Annotated in this window: 5 protein-coding genes; 4 read left to right on the top strand and 1 reads right to left on the bottom strand. The window is 51.4% G+C overall.

Annotation, left to right across the window (positions count from 1 at the left end; translation table 11 throughout):
• A partial coding sequence (locus IGR76_08655) for an IS5/IS1182 family transposase (GenBank protein ID MBF2078576.1) occupies nt 1-176 on the top strand: 176 nt, incomplete at its 5' end.
• A 137-nt stretch (nt 177-313) separates the two neighbouring features.
• Here IGR76_08655 and IGR76_08650 read toward each other — a convergent pair.
• Nucleotides 314-1,261 carry a phosphodiester glycosidase family protein gene (locus tag IGR76_08650; protein ID MBF2078575.1) on the bottom strand — a complete coding sequence of 316 codons (948 nt, stop codon included), beginning with the start codon at nt 1,259-1,261 and terminating at the stop codon, nt 314-316.
• Nucleotides 1,262-1,356: 95 nt separating this feature from the next.
• Here IGR76_08650 and IGR76_08645 point away from each other — a divergent pair, with 95 nt between their 5' ends.
• The 3 genes from IGR76_08645 (at nt 1,357) to IGR76_08635 (ending at nt 4,129) form a co-directional block, all read left to right on the top strand.
• The gene (locus IGR76_08645) at nt 1,357-1,605 is read left to right on the top strand and encodes a hypothetical protein (protein ID MBF2078574.1); all 249 of its coding nucleotides are present in this window, start codon (nt 1,357-1,359) and stop codon (nt 1,603-1,605) included.
• Between the two features lie 77 nt (nt 1,606-1,682).
• Nucleotides 1,683-3,185 (top strand): ATP-dependent DNA helicase RecQ, encoded by a 1,503-nt coding sequence (locus IGR76_08640; protein ID MBF2078573.1) that lies wholly within the window; start codon nt 1,683-1,685, stop codon nt 3,183-3,185.
• Between the two features lie 89 nt (nt 3,186-3,274).
• Entirely contained in the window at nt 3,275-4,129 is an 855-nt protein-coding gene (locus IGR76_08635) for a ferritin-like domain-containing protein (protein MBF2078572.1), read from the top strand.
• Nucleotides 4,130-4,189 lie beyond the last annotated feature (60 nt).

Here is a 4,189-nt window from a genome sequence, read left to right as displayed (position 1 = left end):
GCTATCATCGTCGTTCGATTGCTGAAACTACCATGTTCCGCTTTAAGACTATTTTTGGGGGCAATCTCAGTGCACGTCAATTTGACAATCAAGCCGTGGAATTGTTCATCAAATGTGTTGCGCTCAACCGCATGATTCAGATCGCTAAACCCGATAGCTACAAGGTTGAAGGTTAATACCAGGACACTCTCAAGGCGAACCTGACCGTTTTTCTAATCATGCAACAAAGCCACATAAAGTTATAGAGAGCATCCCCCCTATCGTTTTTATAGGAAATTCTCTCAGTGCCGTCAGCATCGCCAAGGTTTGAATTTTAAGGTGTGCTAACGTCCAGAATTAAAGCTGATTTCACTGAACGATCAATCCATTCTTGAGCGTCGTTCAGTTTGCCGTAATACCGCGTCCCGTTATGCCACAAACTCGATGAACTGCCGCCATCAAGATTTAATGCATCAGTTACATTAAGCGATCGCAACATATCTGAAACCTCAGCTAACGTCATGCCCGTGGGTGAGTCGAGGTCGGGGCGTTGAGCTACTATCAACCAAACTAAATCTCCATGTTCAGTAATACCGATCGCACTGCGAGCATTCGGCGTGGTGGTACCGATCGCATCCCTCACAACAACCCCATCCACAACCTCTACAAATCCTTCGTCTTCAGCAGTTAGATGAGGTAGCAAACGAGGCCCTGCACCTAACGCATCTGCTAACTGACAGTCCTCTGGAATTGAGTCATTGTGACGGGCGATCGCATACGTTATCTCTCCTCCACATTGATAGCGACGAAACTCGCTGCGGTTCAAAATTTTCGGCAAATAGGGCGTGAGATCGGGATTGTCCATCAGGCGGTCGTTATCCTGGGGATCGGCAATGATTGCGCCATTTTGACTAATAAACGACGTGGTTTGCTGGTTTACAGGGTCGAAGTAACCACCGTTGATCACCGCGATCGCGCCGGAATCTGTGGCAAACTCGTTGAGGATTTTCAGACTATCAGCGACAAGCGGACGAACTTCCCAGGAAGAATTGCCGGGGATCTTCAAGATATGGACTGTACTGAATTCGAGGACACGCTGTTCATACATCGGTGCTTCTAACGTAGGAGATGGCGCGATCGTTTCTGCGACACTGGAAACAGTTGGCTGTGTCTCTTCCATTCCAGCTAGGGACAGACCGCGATCGCCCGCACTCAGGTAGGCCACCAGTACCCCCAAACCAAACGCCAAAAGCGCGATCGCCCACCGCCATCTCTGCCTCATCCGCCAGCATCCTCCCTATGGTTCATCAGGGTGTATGAAGCAACGCCCTGTGCTTTTCTCCTATCGTTATATCAGTCAAAGGTAAGGAGACCACCATGAACTGGCCTATTGATGCAAGGGTCACCTGTCGCGGCTTAGATTGGGGAGAGTGCCGAGTGGCTCTCAATAGTGCCGATATGGTGATGATTCACTGCACCTTGCATGATTTAGTGGTGTGCGGCAGTCAAGACCAACTCGTACAAGCCGGATGGACGCTCGTTCCACAAAACAATATTGTCAAACTTGAAACCTGGCGGTGCGATCGCCCTTCGTCTGCGTCTTCGACCGACCCATCGATTCCGTAATCCGTGTTTTGACGGTTCCCTTCTCTGTTTCAACTCTTTAGGCTAAGCAGAATCTACCGTCAAATCCAATTACATTCATGAACCTCCATCCTCCTGTACCCTCCCTTGGTCAAACAAGGAGTGCTTCAACTGCGGATTGGCAGCCCATTCTCGAAAAATTTCAACAGGTTTGGGGCTACTCCACCTTTCGGCCTCCCCAAGATGGAATTGTCCGTAGTTTGCTGAACGGCCAAGATACGCTGGTCGTCATGCCTACGGGGGGAGGGAAATCCATTTGCTTTCAGCTTCCGGCCTTGCTCAATCAGGGATTGACGCTTGTGATTTCTCCCCTTGTCGCCTTGATGGAAGACCAAGTACAAGACTTACAGCGACGAAAATTGCCTGCGGCCTTGCTTCATAACGAAGTATCGAAACGACAACGACAGCAAACGCTCAACGCCATTCGAAATCATCAGCTTCGCCTCCTCTATTTATCGCCCGAAACCCTACTCAGCCCAAGCGTTTGGGAATGTCTTTGCTTACCCAATGTGCAAATTAACGGGCTCATTTTAGATGAAGCCCATTGTCTCGTGCAGTGGGGCGATACCTTCCGACCTGCCTATCGTCGGTTAGGAGCGGTGCGTCCCGCCTTGCTCCGCCACAAGCCTCCCGGTACTCGAATGGCGATCGCTGCCTTTACTGCGACTGCGAATCCAACGGCTCAACAGACGATCAAGACCGTTTTAGGACTGCGCCAACCCCAACAGTTTTTACTCAATCCCTATCGCGAGAATCTCCGCCTTTCGGTCAAAATTGCCTGGACACCAAGCGGTCGGCGGCGTCAACTGCGTCAGTGGATTAACCGCTATCCCAATCAGGCGGGGTTAGTCTATGTCCGCACTCGCCGCGACAGTGAGACGTTGGCGCAGGAACTCCAGAAACAGGGCTATCGGACGATGGCCTACCATGCGGGACTATGCGCGAGCGATCGCCGTCAGATTGAAGCCGATTGGCTAAATGACAGACTCCAGTTTGTGGTGTGTACCTGTGCCTTTGGCATGGGGATCAACAAACCAGATGTGCGGTGGATTTGCCACTTCCACCCGCCAACGCTGTTATCGGAATATGTGCAGGAAGTGGGACGAGCCGGACGCGATGGGAAGTCAGCTTATGCCTTGATGCTGGTCAGTGAGCCGACCGGATGGCTGGATCCAGACGACAAACAGCGTCATCAATTTTTTATGCAACACGGGCGATCGCACCAGCAAAAGGCCATCCAATTATTCAAGCAGCTTCCGCCGAGGAGCGACCTCCATACCCTGCATCAAAGGTTTCCCGACAGCGATTTAGCCTTAGCGCTCATCCATCAGGCAGGCAGATTGCGATGGATCGATCCGTTTCGCTACGAACTCATTGATCCTGGAAAACCGTTGCAGATAGCATCAAACGCGGATACAGCCTTCCAAGACTATGTACAAACCCGTTCCTGTCGTTGGCAATTTCTGTTAAACGCCTTTGGTTTCACCCAAGATGCCCAGGGGTTTCGATGCGGAACGTGCGATCGCTGTTCTCGTCACTATAGCGCTAGCCATATCGGTTAGGACATTTTGGTGGGGCGTCTTCGCCGCCCCACCAAAATGTCCATGTCCTAAGCTAGCTGACAACAGTTATAAACCACCATCCATCAGGAATGGAGCGAAAAACTGGTGTAGTTGCGGCAACGGATGTTTCAACTTTCGGAGGCGATCCCATGCTCGAATCGATGACTTCTGCCACTCTCCATCCCTTACCCTGCTTACCGGATGATGTCTTCCCAACCTCTGCCGACTGGCAGGGGTATTTTTTTGCCAATCAAGCCCACCGCCTCTCCCTGCCGTGGACTACTGACTATCGGTTATCGGCTCCCGAAAAACGGGCGATCGCCCACTCTATCCAGAAGTTTCAACTGGGTGAAAGCTCCGAAGGAAGTCACCTGATGGCGGTTGCCCGTGTCCATGCCGAGCGTATTCTAGATCCCGTTTACGTGGATGCGGTCAAACTCTTTATCGGGGAGGAACAGCGTCACGCCAAAGAACTGAAGCGATTTATGGAACAAGAAGCGATTCCCCTCACCCGCAAAGACTGGATGGATAGCTGGTTTCGGCGCTTGCGGAAATGCGCCAATTTAGAGGTCGCTCTGTCCGTTCTCCTCGTGGCCGAACTCATTGCCACCATTTACTACGATGCCCTGAAACAGGCGACGCGATCGCCCCTCCTCGCCACCCTCTGCACCCAGATTCTCCATGATGAACATCAACACGTCCGGTTTCAGGGCCAAACACTGGGGCAGTTGCGGGCAGCCTATGCACCGTGGATGAGGCTGATCATTTCCCTTGCCTTCAAACTTCTGTTTACCCTAACCGTAGTGATCGTGTGGTTCGATCATCGTTCCACATTTCGCACCGGAAATTATTCATTGCCAGACTATTGGCGAACGATCCATCAATCCTATCATTGGGCGAAATCGCTGATGGCAGCGGCATCCACCCCCGATGCAACCCTTTAAAGTTTGGCGTTGCTGAATAGCGGTATGAATTCGCTAAAAACTGAACGAGATTCCAGTCAT

The sequence above is a fragment of the Synechococcales cyanobacterium T60_A2020_003 genome (assembly GCA_015272205.1).
Taxonomy (GTDB): domain Bacteria; phylum Cyanobacteriota; class Cyanobacteriia; order RECH01; family RECH01; genus JACYMB01.
Note: the sequence above shows the minus strand (reverse complement) of the source record. Positions and strands in the feature narration are given on the sequence as shown.

Excerpts from the sequence above, each read along its gene's own strand:
- IGR76_08645 (MBF2078574.1), top strand. The coding sequence starts at position 1,357 with ATGAACTGGCCTATTGATGCAAGGGTCACCTGTCGCGGCTTAGATTGG.
- IGR76_08635 (MBF2078572.1), top strand. The coding sequence starts at position 3,275 with ATGGAGCGAAAAACTGGTGTAGTTGCGGCAACGGATGTTTCAACTTTC.
- IGR76_08640 (MBF2078573.1), top strand. The coding sequence starts at position 1,683 with ATGAACCTCCATCCTCCTGTACCCTCCCTTGGTCAAACAAGGAGTGCT.
- IGR76_08650 (MBF2078575.1), bottom strand. The coding sequence starts at position 1,261 with ATGAGGCAGAGATGGCGGTGGGCGATCGCGCTTTTGGCGTTTGGTTTG.